Origin of the sequence: Pseudoclavibacter soli DSM 23366, from assembly GCF_000423505.1 — a bacterium.
GTDB classification, from domain to species: Bacteria; Actinomycetota; Actinomycetes; order Actinomycetales; family Microbacteriaceae; genus Pseudoclavibacter_A; species Pseudoclavibacter_A soli.
In genome coordinates this window covers 360,029-379,942 of record NZ_KE384027.1, presented here as the reverse complement: position 1 = coordinate 379,942, position 19,914 = coordinate 360,029, and the positions used below count along the sequence as shown (strand labels likewise).

The following is a 19,914-nucleotide window of genomic DNA, read 5'->3' as shown; positions in this document are numbered from 1 at the left end:
GTCGAAACGATGGATTTTCATCCGAGGTTTCACCCTCACTCACCCGGTCGCCGATTCAGCTCTCACCCGTGTTGACTTGCCACCTCACCCTGTTCCGGAAAGTTCTCACCCGTCCTCGCGTTCCGGCTGGAGAAGCGGCCCGGCTCGCGTGACGCCCCGTTATCTCCTAGACTGAGTGGCGGCTCCTCGTGTGACGACATCCAGGCCAACTCCCCCAGGGCGGAAACGCAGCAAGGGTAACCGGGCTCTGTCGGGTGCACGAGGAGTCTTTTCTCTGCCTCGGTGCGTGTCGGTGGGAGCGGCTACTCTTGTCGTGTGGCCACTGCACTGTATCGACGCTATCGTCCCGACACCTTCGCCGACCTCATCGGTCAAGAGCAGGTGACGGCTCCGCTGTCGACCGCGCTGCGCACCGATCGCGTCAATCACGCCTATCTGTTCTCCGGCCCGCGCGGGTGTGGCAAAACCACCTCTGCGCGCATCCTTGCCCGTTGCCTCAACTGCGCCGAGGGCCCCACCGACAGCCCGTGCGGCGTCTGCCCGAGCTGTGTCGAACTCGCCACCGGCGGGGCCGGCTCACTCGACGTCATCGAGATCGACGCGGCCAGCCACGGTGGCGTCGACGACGCCCGCGACCTGCGCGAGCGCGCCGTGTTCGCCCCCGCCCGCGATCGCTTCAAGATCTTCATCATCGACGAGGCGCATATGGTCACCTCGGGTGGGTTCAACGCGCTGCTGAAACTTGTTGAAGAGCCTCCCGAGCACGTGAAGTTCATCTTCGCCACCACCGAGCCCGAGAAGGTGCTCGGCACCATCCGCTCGCGCACCCACCACTACCCATTCCGTCTGGTGCCGCCAGCGACCATGCTCCCCTTCCTCGACAAGATCCTCGATTCCGAGCAGATCACGGCCGAGCCCGGCGTGCTGCCTCTGGCAGTGCGCGCCGGCGGCGGCTCGGTGCGTGACACCCTCTCGGTGCTCGATCAGCTCATCGCCGGTTCCGAGGCAGGCACCATCTCTTACGAGCGCACCATCGGCCTGCTCGGCTACACCCCCACCGACCTGATCACCGAGGTAGTCGACGCCATCGGCGCCGGAGTGTCAGAGCGACTGTTCCTGGCCGTCGACAAGGTCGTGCAGACCGGGCAAGACCCACGCCGCTTCGCCGAAGATGTGCTCGAGCGACTGCGCGATGTGATCGTGGTGCAGGCCGCCGGCGAACAGGCCCCGGCCATCCTGCGCGGCATCAGCCACGACGAGATCGAGACCCTGCAGCGCGAGGCCGGCCAGTTCGGCAACGCCGAGCTCACCCGAGCCGCGCAGATCGTCGACGACGCCGTCAACCGCATGACCGGCACCACCAGCCCGCGCATGCAGCTCGAGCTGATGATCGCGCGTCTGCTGGTGCCGGCCTCCAGCGACGATGAGCTCGGCGCGCTCAGCCGCATCGATCGCCTCGAGCGCCGCATCGGCGTCACGGATGCTCCTTCCGCAGCGCCAGCGCAACGCATCACCACAACACCGCCTGCGCAACCAGCTGCACCAGCACAGCCTGCCGCATCGGCAGCACATGCGCCTGCCTCTGCCGAGGCTCCCCGAACACCCCAGACCGAGCCCCAGCACCCCGCGCCGAAGGCCGCAGCTCCCGTGAAAGCCAAACCCACGACGCAGCCCGCCGCAGCACAGCCGCAGCCGCAGCTGGCAGAGCCCTCCCAGCCGGCGCCGACGGCCGCACCGAGAGCACTCAGCATCGAGCAGATTCGCAATGGCTGGGAGCAGGTGCTCACCCGCCTCGCCGACACCAACCGTCGTGCGTGGGTGGTCGCCATCAACGCCACCCCGCAGGCCTACGCCGACGATGTACTCACCCTCGAGTTCCGCTCGCACACCGACGCCGACAGTTTCAAAGGCACGCCCGGCACACAGAACACCACCGCCGATGCCGTGCGCGAGGCACTGCATCAGCTGTTCGGGGTGCGCATGAAGTTCCGTGCTCATGCCGCCGGCTCGCAGCGGCCTGCCCTGCAGCGGGCTGCTGCGCCGCAGCAGCAGGCAGCACCCGAGCACCCGAATACCCAACCCGCTGCTGCCGCACAGGCACCACAGACCACACCAACGCCGCAGCCCGACGCTGCCCCGCGCAGCGCTTCGACTCCGACAGCACCGGCATCTCCGGCAGCACCGGCATCTCCGACACCGGCATCTCCCGCAGCACCACGCGCCCAGGCGCAGCCGACACAGCCATCGCCTGCCGCGGCCGAGCCGTGGCCCGACGACCTGCCCACCGAACCGCCGGCCGACGACGAATACGAGCCCGGGCATCCTGCCGACGAACCGCAGCACCCGGCTCCCACGACACCGGCAAAGCCTCGCCAGGCCCCGCCTGCGACCCCGACATCGCCAGCGCCGCCGAACGGCACCCGGCATCGGGCCCAGTACGGCGAACCGGTGATCCGCGACATCCTGGGCGCCAAGCCCGTCGACGAGAAGTAGCCCGCCGTGTACGAAGGCCTGATCCAAGACCTGATCGACGAACTCGGCCAGCTGCCGGGTATCGGCCCCAAGTCGGCGCAGCGCATCGCGTTCTTCATCGTGCAAGATGAGCACTACGACCCCACGCATCTGGCGCAGATCCTCGCCCAGGTGCGCACTCACGTGCATTTCTGCAAGGTGTGCGGCAACCTCACCGAACACGAGCTGTGCAGTGTGTGCGAAGACCCCAAGCGCGATCAGACGGTGATCTGCGTGGTCGAAGAGCCCAAAGATGTTGCCGCCATCGAGCGCACACACGAATATCACGGCCTCTACCATGTGCTCGGCGGCGCTATCAGCCCCATCGACGGTGTCGGCCCCGAGCAGCTGCGCATCGCGAGTCTCATGCCGCGCCTCGCCGACGGCACGGTGACCGAGGTGATCATCGCCACCGACCCCAACCTCGAGGGTGAGGCCACCGCCACATATCTCTCCCGCCAACTCGGCTACCTCGACATCACCATCTCGCGCCTGGCCTCTGGGCTGCCAGTCGGCGGCGACCTCGAGTACGCCGACGAGGTCACTTTGGGCCGTGCCTTCGAGGGGCGCCGCAGCGTACGAGCTGCGGGCGAGCACTGATCCCCTTTAGACTGGAAGACGGCATACGCCGCACTCCAGACAAGCAAGGACACATTCGTGGCACTCATCGTTCAGAAGTACGGGGGTTCCTCCGTCTCTGATGCCGAGGGCATCAAACGCGTCGCCAAACGCATCGTCGAGACCAAAAAGGCCGGCAACGACGTCGTTGTCGTGGTCAGCGCGATGGGCGACACCACCGACGAGCTGGTCGACCTGGCACACGAGATCTCGCCCGCGCCCAGCGGCCGCGAGCTCGACATGCTGCTCACCGCCGGCGAGCGCATCTCGATGTCGCTGGTGGCGATGGCCATCATCCAGCTCGGCCAGAAGGCACGCTCATTCACGGGTTCACAGGCCGGTCTGGTCACCGATGCCATTCACGGCAACGCCAACATCGTCGACGTCACCCCCACTCGCGTGTTCGCCGCGCTCGAAGACGGCGCGGTCGCCATTGTGGCCGGGTTCCAAGGCTTCAACCGCAAGACCGGCGACATCACCACGCTCGGCCGCGGCGGCTCTGACACCACTGCGGTGGCTCTGGCCGCTGCCATGAACGCCGACGTGTGCGAAATCTACACCGACGTCGACGGCGTCTTCACCGCCGACCCCCGCATTGTGCCGAGCGCACACAAGCTCGACTTCGTCACCGCCGAGGAGATGCTCGAACTCGCCTCGGCCGGCGCCAAGGTGCTCTACATTCGTGCCGTCGAATTCGCGCGCCGCCACGGTGTCAAGCTGCACGTGCGCTCATCGTTCAGCAGCAAGATCGGCACCATCGTCGCAGACCACAAAGAGGGAGACAACGTGGAAGCACCCATCATCACCGGCGTCGCCACCGATAAAGACGAGGCCAAGATCACGGTGGTCGGCGTGCCCGACAAAATCGGCCGCGCTGCCGAGCTGTTCGGCATCGTCGCCGGCGAGGGCACCAGCATCGACATGATCGTGCAGAACATCTCTGCTGCGGCAACCGGCCGCACCGACATTTCGTTCACCCTGCCCATCGGCGACGGCCCGCGGGTGGTGGCCGCGCTCAATCGACACCGTGAAGACCTCGAGTTCGACTCGGTGGTCTACGACGACCAGATCGCCAAACTTGCGATTGTCGGCGCTGGCATGCGCACGCATCCCGGCGTCTCAGCGCGCTTCTTCGGCGCACTCGCCGATGCCGGCATCAACATCGAGATGATCTCGACCTCTGACATTCGCATCTCAGTGGTGACCCGCCTTGACAGTCTCGCCGAGGCAGTTCAGGCTGTGCACACCGCATTCGGTCTTGACGCTTCAGGCGAGGCCGTGGTCTACGGAGGAACAGGTCGATGAGCACCAACGAACGCACCCCACTCAACGTCGCCGTCGTCGGCGCCACCGGCCAGGTCGGCGGGGTCATCCGCCGGCTGCTCGACGAGCGTGATTTTCCCATCGCTGGGCTGCGGTTCTTCTCGTCGCCGCGCTCGGCCGGTCGCGTGCTTACTTGGCGCGACCGCGAGATCATCGTCGAAGACGTCACCACGGCAGACCTCTCGGGCATCGACATCGCTCTGTTTTCGGCCGGTGGTGCGGCATCCCGTGAGCACGCCCCGCGCTTCGCTGCCGCAGGCGCCGTCGTCGTCGACAACTCCTCGGCATGGCGCGGCGACCCCGACGTGCCGCTGATCGTCAGCGAGGTCAACCCCGACGCGCTGGAGCAGCTCACCAAGGGCATCATCGCCAACCCCAACTGCACCACGATGGCCGCCATGCCCGTGCTCAAGCCGCTGCACGAGGCCGCCGGCCTGCGCCGCCTGACGGTCAGCACCTACCAGGCGGTTTCAGGCTCTGGCCTCGGCGGCGTGCGCGAGCTCGCCGACCAGGTGCAGGCGGCCACCACTCAAGACATCACACAGCTCACCTTCGACGGCGCGAGCATAGAATTTCCGGCGCCCAATAAATATGTGCGTCCGATTGCCTTCGACGTGGTGCCGCTTGCCGGCAACTTGGTTGACGACGGCAGCCTCGAGACCGACGAAGAGCAGAAACTGCGCAACGAGAGCCGCAAGATCCTTGGCATCCCCGACCTGCTGGTCTCGGGCACGTGCGTGCGCGTGCCGGTGTTCACCGGTCACTCGCTGTCGATCAACGCCGAGTTCGAGCGCCCGATCACCCCGCAGCAGGCCTACGAGATTCTGGCCAATGCACCCGCCGTCGAGATCAGCGAGGTGCCCACGCCACTGCAGGCCGCCGGCACCGATCCCAGCTACGTTGGCCGCATTCGCCAAGACGAGGGCGCGCCGGATGGCCGAGGCCTCGCCTTGTTCATCACCAACGACAATCTGCGTAAGGGCGCCGCACTCAACGCCGTGCAGATCGGCGAGCTGGTCGCCAAGACCCTGCACTGAACCTGCTGCTGAGTGCTCGGCGGGGCTTGTGTTACGCAATCTTCCGCTGAGACTCCGCCGAAAGTGGCTGGCTGCCTACCATGGGGGCACATCCCACAAAGGCAGGTTTTTCATGGCCATACGGCAGCAGACACGGCTGAGCCCGTCCGAGGCTCGGGCCGTGCGGCTCTTCGTCGATGGCGCCAGCATTCAAGAGGTCGCCGACGACCTCGGCGTCGCCTACGAGACTGCACGCACGTTTTTGCGGCGCAGTCGCGAGAAGTACCGTCGCAACGGTCGCAGCGCGAGCACACGCACCGAGCTGCGCGAGAGCTTCTATGCCGACCGTGCGCGGTGAGGCACCGGGCGAGCCGAGCGATTGGCCGTACCCGGGCATCCTGCCGCCGACGCCTCTGACAGCACACAGTCGACGACCGATCGAACGAGTCGTGTCAGCGCGAAGAGTATGATGTCTAAGGTGTCGGCCCGTGCCGACATCGACGCTGGCGTCCGCCCGCGTCGCGCTGGCAGCGCAGCCAGCGGAGGCTATGCGAATCTGGAGACCCAGCAGTGACCACACCACTTTCACGGAACGATCGCGATGTCGTGCTCATCGGCGCCGGCATCATGAGCGCGACGCTCGCCGCATTTCTGAAGATCCTCGAGCCCGACTGGTCTCTTGAGGTCTTCGAGCGCCTGCCCGGCGCCGGCCGCGAGAGCTCAGACCCCTGGCACAACGCCGGCACCGGTCACTCGGCCCTGTGCGAGCTCAACTACACGCCGCAGGCCAAAGACGGCAGCATCAACATCTCCAAGGCCGTCTCGGTTAACGAGCAGTTCCAGCTCTCACGTCAGTTCTGGGCCGAGCTGGTACGCCGCGGTGCACTCGAAGCCGATCACTTCATCCACACCGTGCCGCACATGAGCTTCGTGATCGGCAAAGAGCACTCCGACTTCTTGAAGGCTCGCCACGAGGCCCTCAAAGACAACCCGCTGTTCCAGGGCATGGAGTTCAGCGGCAACAAGCGCACCATCGGTCAGTGGGCTCCCCTGCTGATCAACGGGCGCGACAAAGACCAGCAGGTTGCGGCCACCCATACCGTGGCCGGCACCGACGTCGACTTCGGCGCCCTCACCAAAGATCTGCTGAAGTTCGCCGCCGAGCGCGGCACCGCCATCAGCTACGGCGCCGAGGTCACCGGGCTCAAGCGCCTCGACGACGGCCGCTGGCAGGTCTCGGTCAAGCACCGCTCCAACGGCGCACGCGAGACCTACACCGCTAAGTTCGTGTTCGTCGGTGCGGGCGGCGGCGCACTGCACCTGCTGCAGAAGTCGGGCATCCCCGAGATCAAGGGCTTCGGAGGCTTCCCCATCAGCGGGCAGTTCTTGCGCGCCAAGAACCCCGAGGTCGCCAAGAAGCATCATGCGAAGGTCTACGGCCAGGCGGCCGTCGGGGCGCCGCCCATGTCGGTGCCGCACCTCGACACCCGTTTCGTGGGCGGCGAGCAGCACCTGCTGTTCGGCCCCTACGCCGGCTGGTCGCCGAAGTTCCTGCGCACCGGTTCGTGGCTTGATCTGCCGTCGTCGATTCGCCCCAGCAACCTCGGCCCGCTGCTCAACGTCGGCCTCAAAAACTGGGATCTCGAGAAGTACCTGGTCAGCCAGGTCACGCAGACCCAGAAGCACCGCGTTGCAGCGCTCAAAGAGTTCTACCCCGAGGCAAATGGCGACGACTGGGAGCTCATCGTCGCCGGCCAGCGCGTGCAGGTCATCAAGAAGCAGGGCAAGGGCGGTGTGCTGCAGTTCGGCACCGAGGTCGTGGCCTCTTCAGACGGCTCGATCGCCGGTCTGCTGGGCGCCTCGCCGGGCGCCTCGACCGCCGTGCCGATCATGCTGAAGCTGCTGGCTCAGGCGTACCCCGAGCAGTTCGGCGGTGCATGGTCCAAGGCCATCGCCGAGCTGGTGCCCACCTACGGCACCGCGCTCAGCGACAACGCCGATCTGGCCGCCAAAACCTTCGCCTCGACTGCCGAGGCGCTGGGGCTCGAGGCCTGACTCCACACTCCACAGCGGGTGGTCGCGCACAGCGGTCACCCGCTGTTTTGTACCCACCCCAGCTCGCAACCGCGCGTTCCCTCGCCACACTGCATTATCGCTGGTCACTGCACCCCACCGCCCTGACCAACGAGCACACCCGCTGACCAACGAACGCGCGGTCTCCTCCGACTACACTGAGCGGGTGACGTTCTCCCCCATCGCACTTCCGCCCTCACGCCGGCGTCTCGCGCTGTTGGCCCTCGCACTCGGCGGCTTCGGCATCGGGTCTACCGAGTTCGTGACCATGGGCATCCTGCCGCAGCTGGCACAGGGCCTGCTGCCCGAGCTGGCCACGACCGACCCCGAGGTCGCCAACGGCACCGCAGGGCACCTGGTCTCGGCATACGCCGCCGGCGTGGTGGTCGGCGCTCCCTTGATCACCGCGTTCACGGCACGCTGGCCGAAGAAACGCCTGCTGCTGGTGATCCTCGCCTGGGTCGTGGTCGCCCACCTGATCGTGACGATGCTCACCACCTTCAACGCGGTGATGATCGGGCGATTCCTGTGCGGGCTGCCGCATGGCGTCTACTTCGGTGTCGCCTCGATCGTGGCCGCACGGCTGATGGGCCCCGGATCGCAGTCACGCGGCGGCGCCTTCGTGCTCGGCGGTCTCACCGTGGCCAACGTGATCGGCGTGCCCTTCGGCACCTGGGTCGGCCAGCAGACCTCATGGCGCTCCGCATATCTGATCGTCGCCGGTGTATTCGCCCTAACCTTCGTCGCAGTGGCGCTGTTCGTGCCTGCCGCACCCGGCAATCCACACGCCAGCGTGCTCACCGAGTTTCGCGCCTACCGCCGCCTACAGGTGTGGCTGACCATCGCGATGGGCGCCATCGGCTTCGGCGGATGGTTCGCTTTCTACAGCTACATCTCGCCGATCGCGACCGAAGTGGCTGGCATGCCCGAGAGCTGGGTGCCCCTGGTCTTGGTGGTCACTGGTCTGGGCATGACAGTGGGCAACCTGCTCGGCGGCCGCATGGGCGACCGCAGCATCGCGCGCACGGTGTTCACGGCGTTCGGCATCATGCTCGTGATGATGCTGCTCGGGCAGTTCGTGCTGGGACTGCGCTATCCGGGCAGCTTCTTCGTGCTGTTCCTCTTCGTGTTCATCATGGGCGTGGGCTCGTCGATGCTCGGCCCACCGGCGCAGTCGCGCCTGATGCAGGTGGCCCCGGGCAGCGAGACGATCGCCGCAGCCAGCCACCACGCGGCGTTCAACATGGCAAACTCGATGGGCGCGTTCTTGGGCGGCCTGGTCGTCGCCTCAGGTGCCGGGTATCTGAGCACGCTTGAGCTCGGCGTATGGATCACCTTGACCGGCGTCGTGATCGGGGCGATATCGTTCGGCATTGACCTGCGACCTCGGCGCGAACGGGTGCCCAGCTGACGGCATGCACCGCACACGCCACCGCAGAATGCACGTGCTCCGAGGCGCGTACGCCCAGGCGCCGAGTGTGCAGAAAAGCGGTGAATACGCGCCCACGTAGACCGCTTTTCTACACACTCGATACAGCAAACTCGCACCGCAACGGGCACCCGACAACGAGGCGCGAACTTCTCGCGTGTCGCCTGCTGAGTGGTGCAAGAATTAAGTCATGTCTGAGAATTACGCCGACGAAGAGGCCGTCGAAACCGCCCTGCACCAGTACAAGCAGCGCCTGTGGCAGGCCATCGACGACGGAGCCACCGTCGACGAGGCCATCGAAGCCGGGCTCGAGGCGCTCGAAGACAACGAGACCTTCCAAGAGCTGCTGGTCGACGACCCTGATGACCTGATTCAGTCCATCGACGCCGAGCTCGCACGCGACGCCGAGGCCGAAGAAGGCGACGACTACGACGACTCACTCGACGACGAGTAGCCTCTTCTGACCCTTCGCCGGGGATGGGAGCCGCTTGGGTCTCCATGCCGCCGCCCAAAGCTGTCGGTCGATTTGTGGGTCGTTCTCGCAATCATTCGCGCGGTATCAGTGCACGAAGCGCGCTCAAACGTGCGCCCTGCAGCGATGGGCGCACCCGCAGGCAGCGTGCAACGCTGCGTTCTGACGAGAAGACGCTGCCCTCTTCACAGCCTGACGGCAACAGACTGACGCACTCGCGAGCTCACTGCCCGGCTGCACCCGCGTCGGTCACACTCACGTCGACCCGTGAGAAGTTCAGCCACGAGCGCGACGCGGTCGGCCCGCGCTGCCCCTGATAATGCGACCCGTACTGCTTGGAGCCATAGGGGTGCTCGACCTCACTCGACAGCTGGAAGAAGCACAGCTGCCCCACCCGCATGCCCGGCCACAGCTTGATCGGCAACGTCGCCATGTTCGACAGTTCGAGAGTCACGTGCCCCGAGAACCCGGGGTCGACGAACCCGGCAGTCGAGTGCGTGAGCAGGCCGAGCCGCCCGAGCGAACTCTTGCCCTCAAGCCTGGCCGCGATATCGTCGGGCAGGGTGATGTGCTCGAACGTGGAGCCCAGCACGAACTCGCCGGGGTGCAGCACGAACGGCTCGTCTTTGTCGACCTCGATCAGGCGGGTCAGCTCAGACTGCTCCTCGGCCGGGTCAATCACGGGGTATTTGTGGTTGTCGAACAGCCGAAAGTAGCGGTCGAGCCGCACGTCGACGCTGGCCGGCTGCACCAAGTGCGCCTCGCTGGGCTCGAGCACGATTCGCCCGGCAGACAGTTGTTGACGGATGTCGCGATCAGAAAGCAGCATAGGTTTCAGTCTAGTGGGCGGCGAGACGCGCCCCAGCCGAAGTCTCTGCGTCGTAAACGCAGGCATGCGCGCCATATGCCGCCGAGATCGACGCACAAATCACGCGCCTACCCACACTCGCCTCAGTGCAGCACCAGCAACAGCGCAACAGCCACACCCCACAACCCCAGCACGAACGCCCAGTCGAACCAGCGCCACGGTAGGTCGTAGCGCTCGGTGCGCGAGGGTTCGGCGCCGAACGCGCGGGCATCCATCGACAGTGCGACCCGCTCAGCATGCCTGATGCCGTCGGCCAGCAGCGGCAGCGCGTACCCTACCCCACGACGCAGCGCGGCCACAGGGCCCCGCCCGGCCGAAATGCCGCGCACCCGATGCGCCTTGCGAATCTGCTCGAGCGAGTGCCCGATGCGAGGCACAAACCGCATCGCCGCGAGCGCCGTATACCCAAACCGATAGGGCAGGTGAGCCCAGCGCACCAGGCCGCGCACCGTGTCGCTTCCGGTGGTGGTGAGCCCGGGAATGAGACTGGCCATGGCAATCATGGCGACCTTCAGGGTGACGACGAGGCCGAACATCCATTGGCCGCGCTCGAATGCCCAGCCCCCAATCTGCCAGAGCACCGTATGGTCGCTCACCCGCTCGGGCGCGATCCAGGCGCCGACGCTGACGGCGAAAACGGTGACCGCAACAGCCGTGGTCGTCAGGATGCCTGCGAGTCTGCGCCACCCGGCCCCCGACCCCGCCGCGAGCACGAGCCAGGCCAGGCACACGAGCGCGATCAGCGCCGGCACGCTGCCGAGCGTCAGGGCGCCGAGCATCAGCGGTGCTGCGGCCAGCAGCTTCGCCACCGGGTTGAGCCGGGCGAGCAGCCCACGAGGGGGCACCGGCTGCATGGGGTCGAAGGCGCTCGCCACGCGAGGGTCGCGCAGGCGCGCGGTTGTCAGAGCCGCGTCTGCCTTGTCACGGTGGATGCGCGGCTCACCCTGCGCCGCAGCCCCCGCCTCGCTTGCGGGCTCACTTGGTGCCCCGGGGTCGGCCAGCAGCTGCCGCAGATCGGCGAGCCGGGTGATGCCGCGCCATCCGGTGTCGGCGTCGAGCAGTGCGGTGGCCTGCCCGAGCGGAGGGGGCAGCAGCCCGGCGGCGGCGAACTGCGGCGAGGCCAGCACCTGCGCGGTGCGCCCGAACGCAGTCAGTCTGCCGTCGTCGACGACGGCCACATGTGTGGCCGACTCTGCCACGAGCTGCATGTCATGGGTGACAATCACCACGGTGGTGCCCTCGGCCACGAGTTGCTCGAGCAGGCGCACCAGCTCGGCCGCTCGCGCCTGGTCTTGCCCATACGTCGGTTCGTCGAGCACCAGCACGCGCGCCCCGGTGATCAGCGCCGTGCCCACAGACAGGCGACGCTTCTGCCCGCCCGAGAGCAGGTAGGGGTGCACGTCACGCAGCTCACGCAGCTGCAACCGATCGAGCATCGCGTCAACGCGCTGGCGCACCTCGTCATCGGCGAGCCCTTGCAGCCGCAGCCCATGCGCGAGCTCTGCCGCAACCGACTCGGTGATGAACTGGTGCTCGGGGTTCTGAAACACGAACCCGACCGTGGCGGCCAGCTCGCGTGCCGGCATGCGCGAGACATCGCGTCCGAACACCTCGACGGCACCGCGCCCGGGGTCGACCACGCCGGCCAGGCGCTGCGCAAGCGTGGTCTTGCCGGCGCCGTTGTGCCCGACGATCGCGGTGAGCGACGCGGGCGGCACCGCCAGCGACACATCGGTGAGCAGTGGTGTGCGGTCGCGACCAGCATGCACGTTCAGATGCTGCGCATGGATGGCCGGCTTGCCCAACGCCGCCACCTCACCCACCGTCCCACTCGCCTCGCGCCTCGGCAGACGCCCACTGTCGATGGCGTCGCCGATCGAGGCGGCGAGCTCTGTTGGGGTCAGCGGCAGCGGGTCAAAGCCGAGCAGCCGGCCGGCTTGCGCCGAGACGGGCAGCCAGACGCCGAGGGCTTCGAGCTGGGCGGCCTGCCCGCGCAGCATCTGGTCGACCGTACCATCCAGGGCAACTGATCCGGCGTGGTCGAGCACCACCACGCGGTCGACGATCGCCGCCGCCGCATCCAGGTTGTGCTCGATCAGCAGAATCGAGTGGCGCCCTTCGTCAGCGAGCTTGCCGAGCAGCGCGAACACATCTGCCCGCCCCACCGGGTCGAGGTTCGCCGTAGGCTCATCGAGCACGATGGTGGGCGACCCCAGCACGAGTGCACAAGCGATGGCGAGCCTGGCGCGACCGCCGCCTGAGAGGGTGACCGGGTCATCCCGCCGACGAGACCACAACCCCACGAGACGCAGCGCGTGGTCGGCCCGCTGTGCGATGGTCTCGCGATCGAGACAGAGATTCTCGGCGCCGAAGCAGACCTCTTCGTAGACGGTGGCCGTGACGATCTGCGCGTCAGCGTCTTGAAAGACCATGGCCACGTGGCGGGCGAGCTCAGCCACTCGTGTGGTGCCGGCATCGAGGCCGTCGACGCGCACGCTGCCGGTGAGATCGGCGGGAATCTCGTGGGGAATCAACCCGTCGAGGGCGAGGGCGAGCGTCGACTTGCCCGCACCTGAGGGGCCCAGCAGCAGAGTGACCTCGCCGGGGTGCAGCTCGAGACTGACCTGTTGTGGCGCCGGGTGCGCCTGCCCCTCACGCTGAATGCTGAGGTGGTCGACCTGCACGCTCACAGTGTGGTGCGCAGTCTTGAGGCCATGCCTCATATGGTTGCAGCACATTCAGCATGTCGCAACCTTCATGTGATGAATCTGGGTCAGGCGGGGAATGCCGCCGCTGATTCGGGGGTGACCTGGGTCAGATGCGCCGGGTTCCAGACGGGGTTGCGGTCTTTGTCGATGACCTGCGCCCGCACACCCTCGCGAAAGTCGGGGCGGGCAGTCAGCGCCGAGCAGACCCGCAGATCGGTGGCGAACACCTCGGCCAGTGTCTGCGTGGCTGCGAGCTCAAGCGAGTGGCGCGCAACGGCCACAGAGAACGGGCACATCGATTCGATCTGGTCGGCGATCGCCGCGGTGTCGGAGCCTCCGTGCGCGCGCAGTCGTTCAATGACCGTCAGCGGTTCGGGGTCGGCGAACAGTTCGTCGATGAGGGGCTGCTGTGCCAGCAGCGGTGAGCTGGGCGCAGCCACCTCGGCATGGCTGATGATCTCTGCGGTACGTTCTCGTGCTGCCTCGCCCTCGCCTACCCCGGCCGAGAGCTCTTCGACAATCTGCTCGAGAAAATCGCTCGGCACAAAGTGCTTGGCGAACCCCAGCGCGATGGCGTCGGCCCCGGTGAAGTCGCTGGCGGTGTAGGCCAGCAGAAAGCCCAGTCGGCCGGGCGCACGCGAGAGAATCCAGTTGGCGCCCACGTCGGGCACCAGGCCAATGCGCACTTCGGGCATGGCCACCCGCGACTGCTCGGTGACCACGGGAAAGGCCGCGTGCGCGCTCACACCCACCCCAGCGCCCATCGTGATGCCATCCATAAACGTGACCACGGGTTTGGCGTACTCGGCGATGGCCAGATCGAGCTCGTATTCAGCCGAGAAGAAGTCGTGGCGATCGAAGGCCGAGGCCTGCGCCAGATGCCGAATGTCAGCTCCCGAGCACAGACCGCGAGCGCCAGCGCCGCGAATCACCACTGACTGCACTTCGGGGTCGTCTGCCCAGTCGTCGAGTGCCGTATGCAGCAGCGCCACCATCTCGCCGGTAATTGCGTTGATCGACCGTTCTCGGTTGAGCACGATCTCTCCGACATGACCGCGCACGGTCGCCAGCAGTGGAAGCGGAGGATTCGTCGTCGGGCTCATGACCACGATCTAAGCACGACCTGGCGACGCGGGGCACATTCGCGGGGTGATGATATATGACGAAAGCGGCATGGGTGGATGCGCGAATCTGGCGTTCGCATCCACCGCCAGTGCGCTACATTGTTGTGCATGAGCAATGACGCACAGGGATTCCCCGACCAGGGGGCCGATCACTACGAAGATCGTCCGCTGGGCAACAAGCACCACATGAACTTCTACACGCGCCGCTGGGTGCGCCCAGAAGACCTGAATGCCAACGGCACGCTCTTCGGCGGCAGCCTGCTCAAGTGGATCGACGAAGAGGCGGCGATCTACGCGATCGTACAGCTCGGCAACGAGCGCTGCGTCACCAAGTTCTATTCTGAGATCAACTTCGTCTCGAGCGCGTGGCAGGGCGACCTCATCGAGATGGGGCTCGTCGCCACCAAGTTCGGCCGCACGTCACTGACCATGAGCTGCATCGTGCGCAACATGATCACCCGCAAGACGATCCTCACTATCAACGAGATCGTGTTCGTCAACCTCGGCCCCGACGGCAAACCTGCGCCTCACGGGTTCACCGAGATCACTTATCTGCGCGACCGCATTCCCAAGCGCGTGGGTGAGCCCATCCCTCGTGCTCCCATCACGCAGGTGGTGCCCATCGTGCACCCCGACGAGGCCACGTCAGTCGATATCGACTCTCAGAACGCACGCTGATCGGCTGGCGCGACACTCCCCGACTAGACTCGTTGGCGTGAACGCGACTGCCTCCAATACCTCCCTTGTCGTCCGTGCGGTGCCCGACCGCGACCATTGGGATGCTCTGGTCGACGAGCATGCGGGGCACCCTCTGCAGCTCTGGGGCTGGGGTGCAGCAAAGGCGCACAGCGGCAGCTGGAAGGCCGTGCATCTTGAGGTGCGTGACGCAGCCGCAGACCGCACGATCGGTGGGGCCCAGGTGCTCATTCGACGGCTGCCTCTGCCTTTTGCGCGTATCGCCTATGTGCCCCGCGGCCCGTTCGGCGACGCCGACCGGCTCGGTGAGATCGCCACGGCCGTGGCCGCTCATGTGCGCCGTGAGATCGGCGGCATCGGCATCACGTTTGAACCAGACATCAATGCCGACGTTCCCTTCGAGGTGCAGGGTGGCCGCGCCCAGGCCGGTCATGTGCTCATTCCCAGCACGCTGATCCTCGATCTGCGCCTCACCCCCGAAGAGTTGCTGGCAGGCATGGCCAAAAAGACCCGGCAGTACGTGCACAAGTCGCAGCGCGAAGATCTCGTCTACCGCAGGGTGCGCGACCACGACGAGATTGCGAAGCTGCTCGACGTCTACGATGAGACAGCGCAGCGTGCTGGGTTCCCTCTGCACGATCGCGCCTACTATTTTGCGGTGCAGGAGCAGCTCGGCGAGCATTCGCCCATCTGGGCCGCGTGGCAGGGCGACGAGCCCGTGGCCTTCCTCTGGAACGCCGTGAGCGCATCCACGTCATTCGAACTCTACGGTGGGGTCACCGAAGTCGGCCAGCACCTCCGTGCGAACTATGCGCTGAAGTGGACGGCCATCACCGATCTGCAGCAGCAAGGCGTGACCCGCTACGATCTCAACGGACTGCTCAACGACGGCATCTCGACGTTCAAACGCGGGTTCTCAAAACACGAAGACCTGCTGCACTCCGGCGTCGACGTGCCCTTCTCGTGGCGCTACTCACTCTGGACGCGCCTGCTGCCCACGGCGAACGCCGCGCTGCGCCGACTACGCTCACTGGTCGGCCGCTGAACCAACTCGTGTGACAGCCACTGCCGAGACAGTCAACGGCACTCCTCAGCCCCTCCTGCGCCTTTCGCAGTTCATGCCGTGAACGGCGCATCCTTCCCGGTCACTTCGCCCACCGACGATAGGTGCGATGGAATGACAGCCAGTAGCGCAGCATGTCTAGGGTGCGCCGCGGGCTCGGATCATGCCGGCAGAAGACCGTGGTGCCGACCTCGCCTCGACGGATAAGCGCCAGAGCCTCGTCTCTGAGCGCGCCTGCGGGGGCGTATCGTCGCACGATCGAGCGGGGTACCCCGAGCCAGACACGGTGCCGCTCGCCCAGCACTGTGGGCGCATACCGGTGTTCGATGAGATCGAGCACGATCCATCGCGCCATATTGAGCCCGGCCACGGTAGTGAAATAGCTGCTGCCTCCGGGCCGTGGATTGATCTCGAAGAACTTGAAACTTCCGTCACGGGGATCGCGCTTGACGTCGAGATTCACGTAACCCGTGTATCCCAAAGCCGTCAGCAGGTGGGCCGCCTGCGCATAGATCTCGGGTTCACCCCCTGAGACGATCGCTGCATAGTTGCCGACCCGGTCGGGTGCCCACTCCTCCATCAGCGGCCGGCCCAAGCTCATCATCGCGACGCTGCCGTCACTGTTCACATACGCGTTCAGCACTCGCATGTTCGAGTCGTCTCCCGGGATGAAGTCTTGCAGGATGAGCGCCCCCGGGTACCCGGCTGTGTAAATGCGCTCGACAACGTCGTCGAGCTCTGCCTGTGACTCCAACACGTATGCTTTGCGGCGACCTTCGAACTGGCAATCGAGGTAGGCCACGCTGTCCGAGGCTTTCAGTGCAATGGGGAACGCCGCGGGAGGTTCGACTGGAGCACCCGCTTCGAACTGTTCGTGTGTGTATACCGAGGTGATCGGGTGGTCAATGCCATACTCTGCGCACAGCTCGTAAAACGATGACTTCTCGACGACACGCTGCAGCAGATCACCGTCGATGGTCGAGGTCAGATACCACTGGCGCAGCACGTCACGGTGCCTGGCCAGCAGCGCAGCCGAAGTGTCGCCGGTCGCGATCAGCAGCAGCGGACGATCGGGGTGCGCCGCACGCTGCTCTGCGGCAACCTGCTCCAGCGCGCGCAGAAAACCACTGTCAGAGGTGAAGTCGTCGACCGTGCGCACCTCGACCAGCCGCGAATGGCGCGTCGGGGTCAGTGGGAACGATCCCACTGCCAGCGAAGTGACGCCGAACTCGTCAAAGAACCCTCTGGCCAGGCCGTAGGCGTTGGCTCCGGTACCGAGCAGCACCGGCTGAAAATCCGGGTGTGCGCTTCGCGTCATGTGTTCCTCACTGGCGTCGGCCGTTCTGAGGCTCGTGCCGTTTCCCGTGCCATTGTAAAGCGCCCGGGTCATTTCCCACCCCGCGACCAGCCGCTGCGGTGAAGAACCCCAGAGACGTACCGCAGGGGTGAAGAAATCGACAAATGTGCAGCAGGGGTGAAGCACAGTCACCCCTACAACACCTTTTCACCCCTACGGCATAACCCGCCCGAATACGCGGCACCCGTAGACTTGATGCGATCTGAGGAGTGAACGGTGAAGCCAGCAGTAGGAGTGATCGGGGGCATGGGCCCAGATGCGGCCATTCTGTTTCTGCACCGAGTGACGGCCAAGACCGCAGTCAGCACCGACCAAGACCATCTCGACATCGAGCTGCTGCAGCACTGCAGCATTCCCGATCGCACGGCGTACATTCTCGACCACAGCCAGCCGAGCCCGCTGCCCCCCATCCTCGACGACATCCGTGAGCTCAACCGACGCGGCGTGCGCGTCATCTCGATCCCGTGCAACACCGCACACTTCTTCTACGACGAGATCGCCGCGGCCAGCGACGTGCCCGTGCTCAACATGATCACGCTCACCGCCGAGCGCATTGCAGCCACGCACCCCGCCGGCACCCGTGTCGGTGTGCTGGGCACTCGCGGCACCGTCTCGTCTGGGCTCTACCAGCAGGCGTTCGAACGTGTGGGGCTCGTGGCGGTCAACCCCACCGAGCAGGTGCAGGTCGATGTCGATGCCGTGATCTTCGACCAGGTGAAAGCCAACCGGCCGCTCGACCGCGAGCTGTACCTGAGCATCCTGCGCCGCACTCTGGCCGAGCACGCCGACGTGGCTGTGATCGGCTGCACCGAGCTGAGCGTGCCAGAGCACCAGTTCGCCCACGACTTCGACTCGGTTGACGCCCTCGAGGTGCTGGCTGAAGAGACCATCTTGCAGGCGGGTGCCCAGCTGCGCACCGACGCCCCGCGTGCCTGACCTCGAGCGAAGACGCCCTGCGCTTGGGCGAAAGCTCGCGCCTGCCCGAGCGCGACTAAGCAGCGCTAGAGGTACAGCGCCGGGTCTTGCAGCTCGTCGCCTTCGTCGGCGGTGTCTGCCGGTGCAGGTTCGGCCGGCTCGCTGCGTCGCGGCCTCGGCTTCGCGGGGATGCCCACGAGCAGCGAGTGCTCGGGCGCTGACCGCACGACCACGGCGTTGGCCCCGATCGAGCTGTGCGCACCGATGACTACCGGCCCGAGCACCTTGGCCCCGGCGCCGATGAGCACGTGGTCGCCGATGGTGGGGTGTCTCTTCTCGGCCTCGAGGCTGGTGCCGCCCAGGGTGACCCCGTGATAGATCATCACGTCATCGCCGATCTCGGTGGTCTCGCCGATCACCACGCCCATGCCGTGATCGATGAAGAACCGTCGGCCGATCGTGGCCCCGGGATGGATCTCAACGCCGGTCAGAAACCGCGAGAACTGCGAAAGCGTGCGCGCCAGCCCCTTGGCGTGATGGTGCCACAGCCAGTGCGAGAGGCGGTGCCACCAGATCGCGTGCAGGCCCGAGTACAGAAAGAAGATGCCGGCGGAGCTGCGCGCGGCCGGGTCGTGGGCGCGCGCGTTCTCGATGTCTTCTCGGATTGTGCGAAACATTCCTACGACTCTATCGTCTTCACGCACCATGAACGCCCTCCGGTCTCTCCGTCGCCGGCTCGAGGCCGGGCCTGCTCAGTCGAGCAGATCGGCGTACAACGACGTCGACAGGTAGCGCTCGCCCGAATCCGGGATGATCACCACGATGGTCTTGCCTGCGGCCTCGGGACGCCTGGCCACCTCGAGTGCAGCCCAAGTGGCCGCACCCGCCGAGATGCCTGCGAGGATGCCCTCCGCGCTGGCGAGGGCTCGTGCCGTGGCCGTAGCGTCGGGGAATGCCACATCGATGATCTCGTCGTAGAGCTCGGTGTCGAGCACATCGGGCACGAAGTTGGCTCCGATGCCCTGGATCTTGTGCGGGCCCGGAGCACCGCCGTTGAGGATCGGCGAATCGCTGGGCTCGACGCCGATGATGATCGCATCGGGGTTGGCAGCCTTGATAATCTGACCGGCGCCGGTCAGCGTGCCACCTGTGCCGATGCCCGCGATGAAGTAGTCGACGCGGCCCTGAGTGGCGTCCACGATCTCGGGGCCCGTGGTGGCCCGGTGGATGGCCGCATTCGCCGGGTTCGTGAACTGGCTGGCGAGGATGGCGTTGTCGCTGTTCTCAACGATCTCCTCGGCCTTCGCCACCGCCCCCTTCATACCCTCGCCCCCGGGGGTGAGAACGATCTCGGCACCGTAGGCGCGTGCCAGCACGCGGCGCTCGACCGACATGGTCTCGGGCATGGTGAGGATGACGTGGTACCCCTTGGCCGCTCCGACGAACGCCAGCCCGATACCGGTGTTGCCACTGGTGCCCTCGACGATGGTGCCGCCGGGCTTCAACTCGCCGCTGCGCTCGGCGGCCTCGATGATGGCCGCGGCCAGACGGTCTTTGACGCTTCCGGCTGGATTGGTGAACTCGACCTTGGCCAGCACATCTGCGTCGGTCTCGGCAGCCAGCCTCCCCAGTCGTACGAGCGGGGTGTTGCCGATCGTCTCAAGGATGCTGTCGTGAATCTCAGCCATGTGGGGTGTCGCCTTCCGAAGTCGCGTGTCGCGGTGATATACCGCGAACGCAG

The 19,914-nt window shown here is 66.1% G+C and carries 17 protein-coding genes and 1 other RNA gene; 12 read left to right on the top strand and 6 right to left on the bottom strand.

The genetic code is table 11. The annotated features are described in order from the left end of the window. Positions 1-177 precede the first annotated feature (177 nt). The 9 genes from ffs to G557_RS0109270 all read left to right on the top strand — a co-directional run bounded on the left by ffs (position 178) and on the right by G557_RS0109270 (position 9,424). An RNA gene (gene ffs, locus G557_RS13830) (signal recognition particle sRNA small type) lies at positions 178-274 on the top strand. Positions 275-315: 41 nt separating this feature from the next. Further along, positions 316-2,493 carry a DNA polymerase III subunit gamma and tau gene (locus tag G557_RS12830; RefSeq protein WP_084627115.1) on the top strand — a complete coding sequence of 726 codons (2,178 nt, stop codon included), beginning with the start codon at positions 316-318 and terminating at the stop codon, positions 2,491-2,493. Positions 2,494-2,499: 6 nt separating this feature from the next. After that, positions 2,500-3,111 (top strand): recombination mediator RecR, encoded by a 612-nt coding sequence (recR, locus tag G557_RS0109305; protein WP_028245816.1) that lies wholly within the window; start codon positions 2,500-2,502, stop codon positions 3,109-3,111. 57 nt (positions 3,112-3,168) lie between these two features. Then, positions 3,169-4,434 (top strand): aspartate kinase, encoded by a 1,266-nt coding sequence (locus tag G557_RS0109300; RefSeq protein ID WP_028245815.1) that lies wholly within the window; start codon positions 3,169-3,171, stop codon positions 4,432-4,434. Then, on the top strand, positions 4,431-5,489 hold the full coding sequence (locus G557_RS0109295; RefSeq protein WP_028245814.1) for an aspartate-semialdehyde dehydrogenase: 1,059 nt from the start codon (positions 4,431-4,433) through the stop codon (positions 5,487-5,489). Before G557_RS0109300 ends, G557_RS0109295 begins: the two co-directional genes overlap by 4 nt. Before the next feature lie 112 nt (positions 5,490-5,601). Then, positions 5,602-5,826, top strand: coding sequence for a sigma factor-like helix-turn-helix DNA-binding protein (locus G557_RS0109290; RefSeq protein WP_028245813.1), 225 nt, complete (start codon positions 5,602-5,604; stop codon positions 5,824-5,826). A 212-nt stretch (positions 5,827-6,038) separates the two neighbouring features. Continuing rightward, positions 6,039-7,523 (top strand): malate:quinone oxidoreductase, encoded by a 1,485-nt coding sequence (locus tag G557_RS0109280; protein WP_028245812.1) that lies wholly within the window; start codon positions 6,039-6,041, stop codon positions 7,521-7,523. 184 nt (positions 7,524-7,707) lie between these two features. Then, entirely contained in the window at positions 7,708-8,952 is a 1,245-nt protein-coding gene (locus G557_RS12825) for an MFS transporter (RefSeq protein ID WP_156877149.1), read from the top strand. A gap of 208 nt (positions 8,953-9,160) precedes the next feature. Next, positions 9,161-9,424, top strand: a complete 264-nt coding sequence (locus G557_RS0109270) for a hypothetical protein (protein ID WP_028245811.1) — start codon at positions 9,161-9,163, stop codon at positions 9,422-9,424. A 241-nt stretch (positions 9,425-9,665) separates the two neighbouring features. Here G557_RS0109270 and dcd read toward each other — a convergent pair whose 3' ends face one another. The 3 genes from dcd to G557_RS12815 all read right to left on the bottom strand — a co-directional run bounded on the left by dcd (position 9,666) and on the right by G557_RS12815 (position 14,121). Beyond that, entirely contained in the window at positions 9,666-10,271 is a 606-nt protein-coding gene (dcd, locus tag G557_RS0109265; RefSeq protein WP_028245810.1) for a dCTP deaminase, read from the bottom strand. Between the two features lie 122 nt (positions 10,272-10,393). Continuing rightward, the gene (locus G557_RS13825; protein ID WP_245542793.1) at positions 10,394-12,994 is read right to left on the bottom strand and encodes an energy-coupling factor transporter ATPase; all 2,601 of its coding nucleotides are present in this window, start codon (positions 12,992-12,994) and stop codon (positions 10,394-10,396) included. An 89-nt stretch (positions 12,995-13,083) separates the two neighbouring features. Beyond that, positions 13,084-14,121, bottom strand: coding sequence for an enoyl-CoA hydratase/isomerase family protein (locus G557_RS12815; protein ID WP_036962025.1), 1,038 nt, complete (start codon positions 14,119-14,121; stop codon positions 13,084-13,086). A 207-nt stretch (positions 14,122-14,328) separates the two neighbouring features. On the opposite strand from G557_RS12815, the gene G557_RS12810 reads away from it, so the two are divergent. Both G557_RS12810 and G557_RS0109245 read left to right on the top strand, forming a co-directional pair. After that, on the top strand, positions 14,329-14,820 hold the full coding sequence (locus tag G557_RS12810) for an acyl-CoA thioesterase (protein ID WP_084627154.1): 492 nt from the start codon (positions 14,329-14,331) through the stop codon (positions 14,818-14,820). A 37-nt stretch (positions 14,821-14,857) separates the two neighbouring features. Then, positions 14,858-15,883 (top strand): lipid II:glycine glycyltransferase FemX, encoded by a 1,026-nt coding sequence (locus tag G557_RS0109245; protein WP_051224964.1) that lies wholly within the window; start codon positions 14,858-14,860, stop codon positions 15,881-15,883. A gap of 100 nt (positions 15,884-15,983) precedes the next feature. Here the strand turns inward: G557_RS0109245 and G557_RS12805 are convergent, their stop codons facing one another. Further along, positions 15,984-17,219, bottom strand: a complete 1,236-nt coding sequence (locus G557_RS12805; RefSeq protein ID WP_036962023.1) for a carboxylate--amine ligase — start codon at positions 17,217-17,219, stop codon at positions 15,984-15,986. 255 nt (positions 17,220-17,474) lie between these two features. On the opposite strand from G557_RS12805, the gene cuyB reads away from it, so the two are divergent. Then, complete coding sequence (cuyB, locus tag G557_RS0109235; protein ID WP_028245808.1) at positions 17,475-18,194, top strand: cysteate racemase; 720 nt, start codon at positions 17,475-17,477, stop codon at positions 18,192-18,194. Positions 18,195-18,259: 65 nt separating this feature from the next. On the opposite strand, the gene epsC is transcribed toward cuyB, so the two are convergent. After that, positions 18,260-18,850 (bottom strand): serine O-acetyltransferase EpsC, encoded by a 591-nt coding sequence (epsC, locus tag G557_RS0109230; protein ID WP_036962020.1) that lies wholly within the window; start codon positions 18,848-18,850, stop codon positions 18,260-18,262. 75 nt (positions 18,851-18,925) lie between these two features. Further along, a complete protein-coding gene (gene cysK, locus G557_RS0109225; protein ID WP_028245806.1) occupies positions 18,926-19,861 on the bottom strand; it encodes a cysteine synthase A in 936 nt (311 codons plus the stop codon). Between the last annotated feature and the right edge of the window lie 53 nt (positions 19,862-19,914).

Excerpts from the sequence above, each read along its gene's own strand:
- G557_RS0109295 (WP_028245814.1), top strand. The coding sequence starts at position 4,431 with ATGAGCACCAACGAACGCACCCCACTCAACGTCGCCGTCGTCGGCGCC.
- G557_RS0109290 (WP_028245813.1), top strand. The coding sequence starts at position 5,602 with ATGGCCATACGGCAGCAGACACGGCTGAGCCCGTCCGAGGCTCGGGCC.
- G557_RS0109270 (WP_028245811.1), top strand. The coding sequence starts at position 9,161 with ATGTCTGAGAATTACGCCGACGAAGAGGCCGTCGAAACCGCCCTGCAC.
- dcd (WP_028245810.1), bottom strand. The coding sequence starts at position 10,271 with ATGCTGCTTTCTGATCGCGACATCCGTCAACAACTGTCTGCCGGGCGA.
- G557_RS12815 (WP_036962025.1), bottom strand. The coding sequence starts at position 14,121 with ATGAGCCCGACGACGAATCCTCCGCTTCCACTGCTGGCGACCGTGCGC.
- G557_RS12810 (WP_084627154.1), top strand. The coding sequence starts at position 14,329 with ATGAACTTCTACACGCGCCGCTGGGTGCGCCCAGAAGACCTGAATGCC.
- G557_RS12805 (WP_036962023.1), bottom strand. The coding sequence starts at position 17,219 with ATGACGCGAAGCGCACACCCGGATTTTCAGCCGGTGCTGCTCGGTACC.
- epsC (WP_036962020.1), bottom strand. The coding sequence starts at position 18,850 with ATGTTTCGCACAATCCGAGAAGACATCGAGAACGCGCGCGCCCACGAC.
- cysK (WP_028245806.1), bottom strand. The coding sequence starts at position 19,861 with ATGGCTGAGATTCACGACAGCATCCTTGAGACGATCGGCAACACCCCG.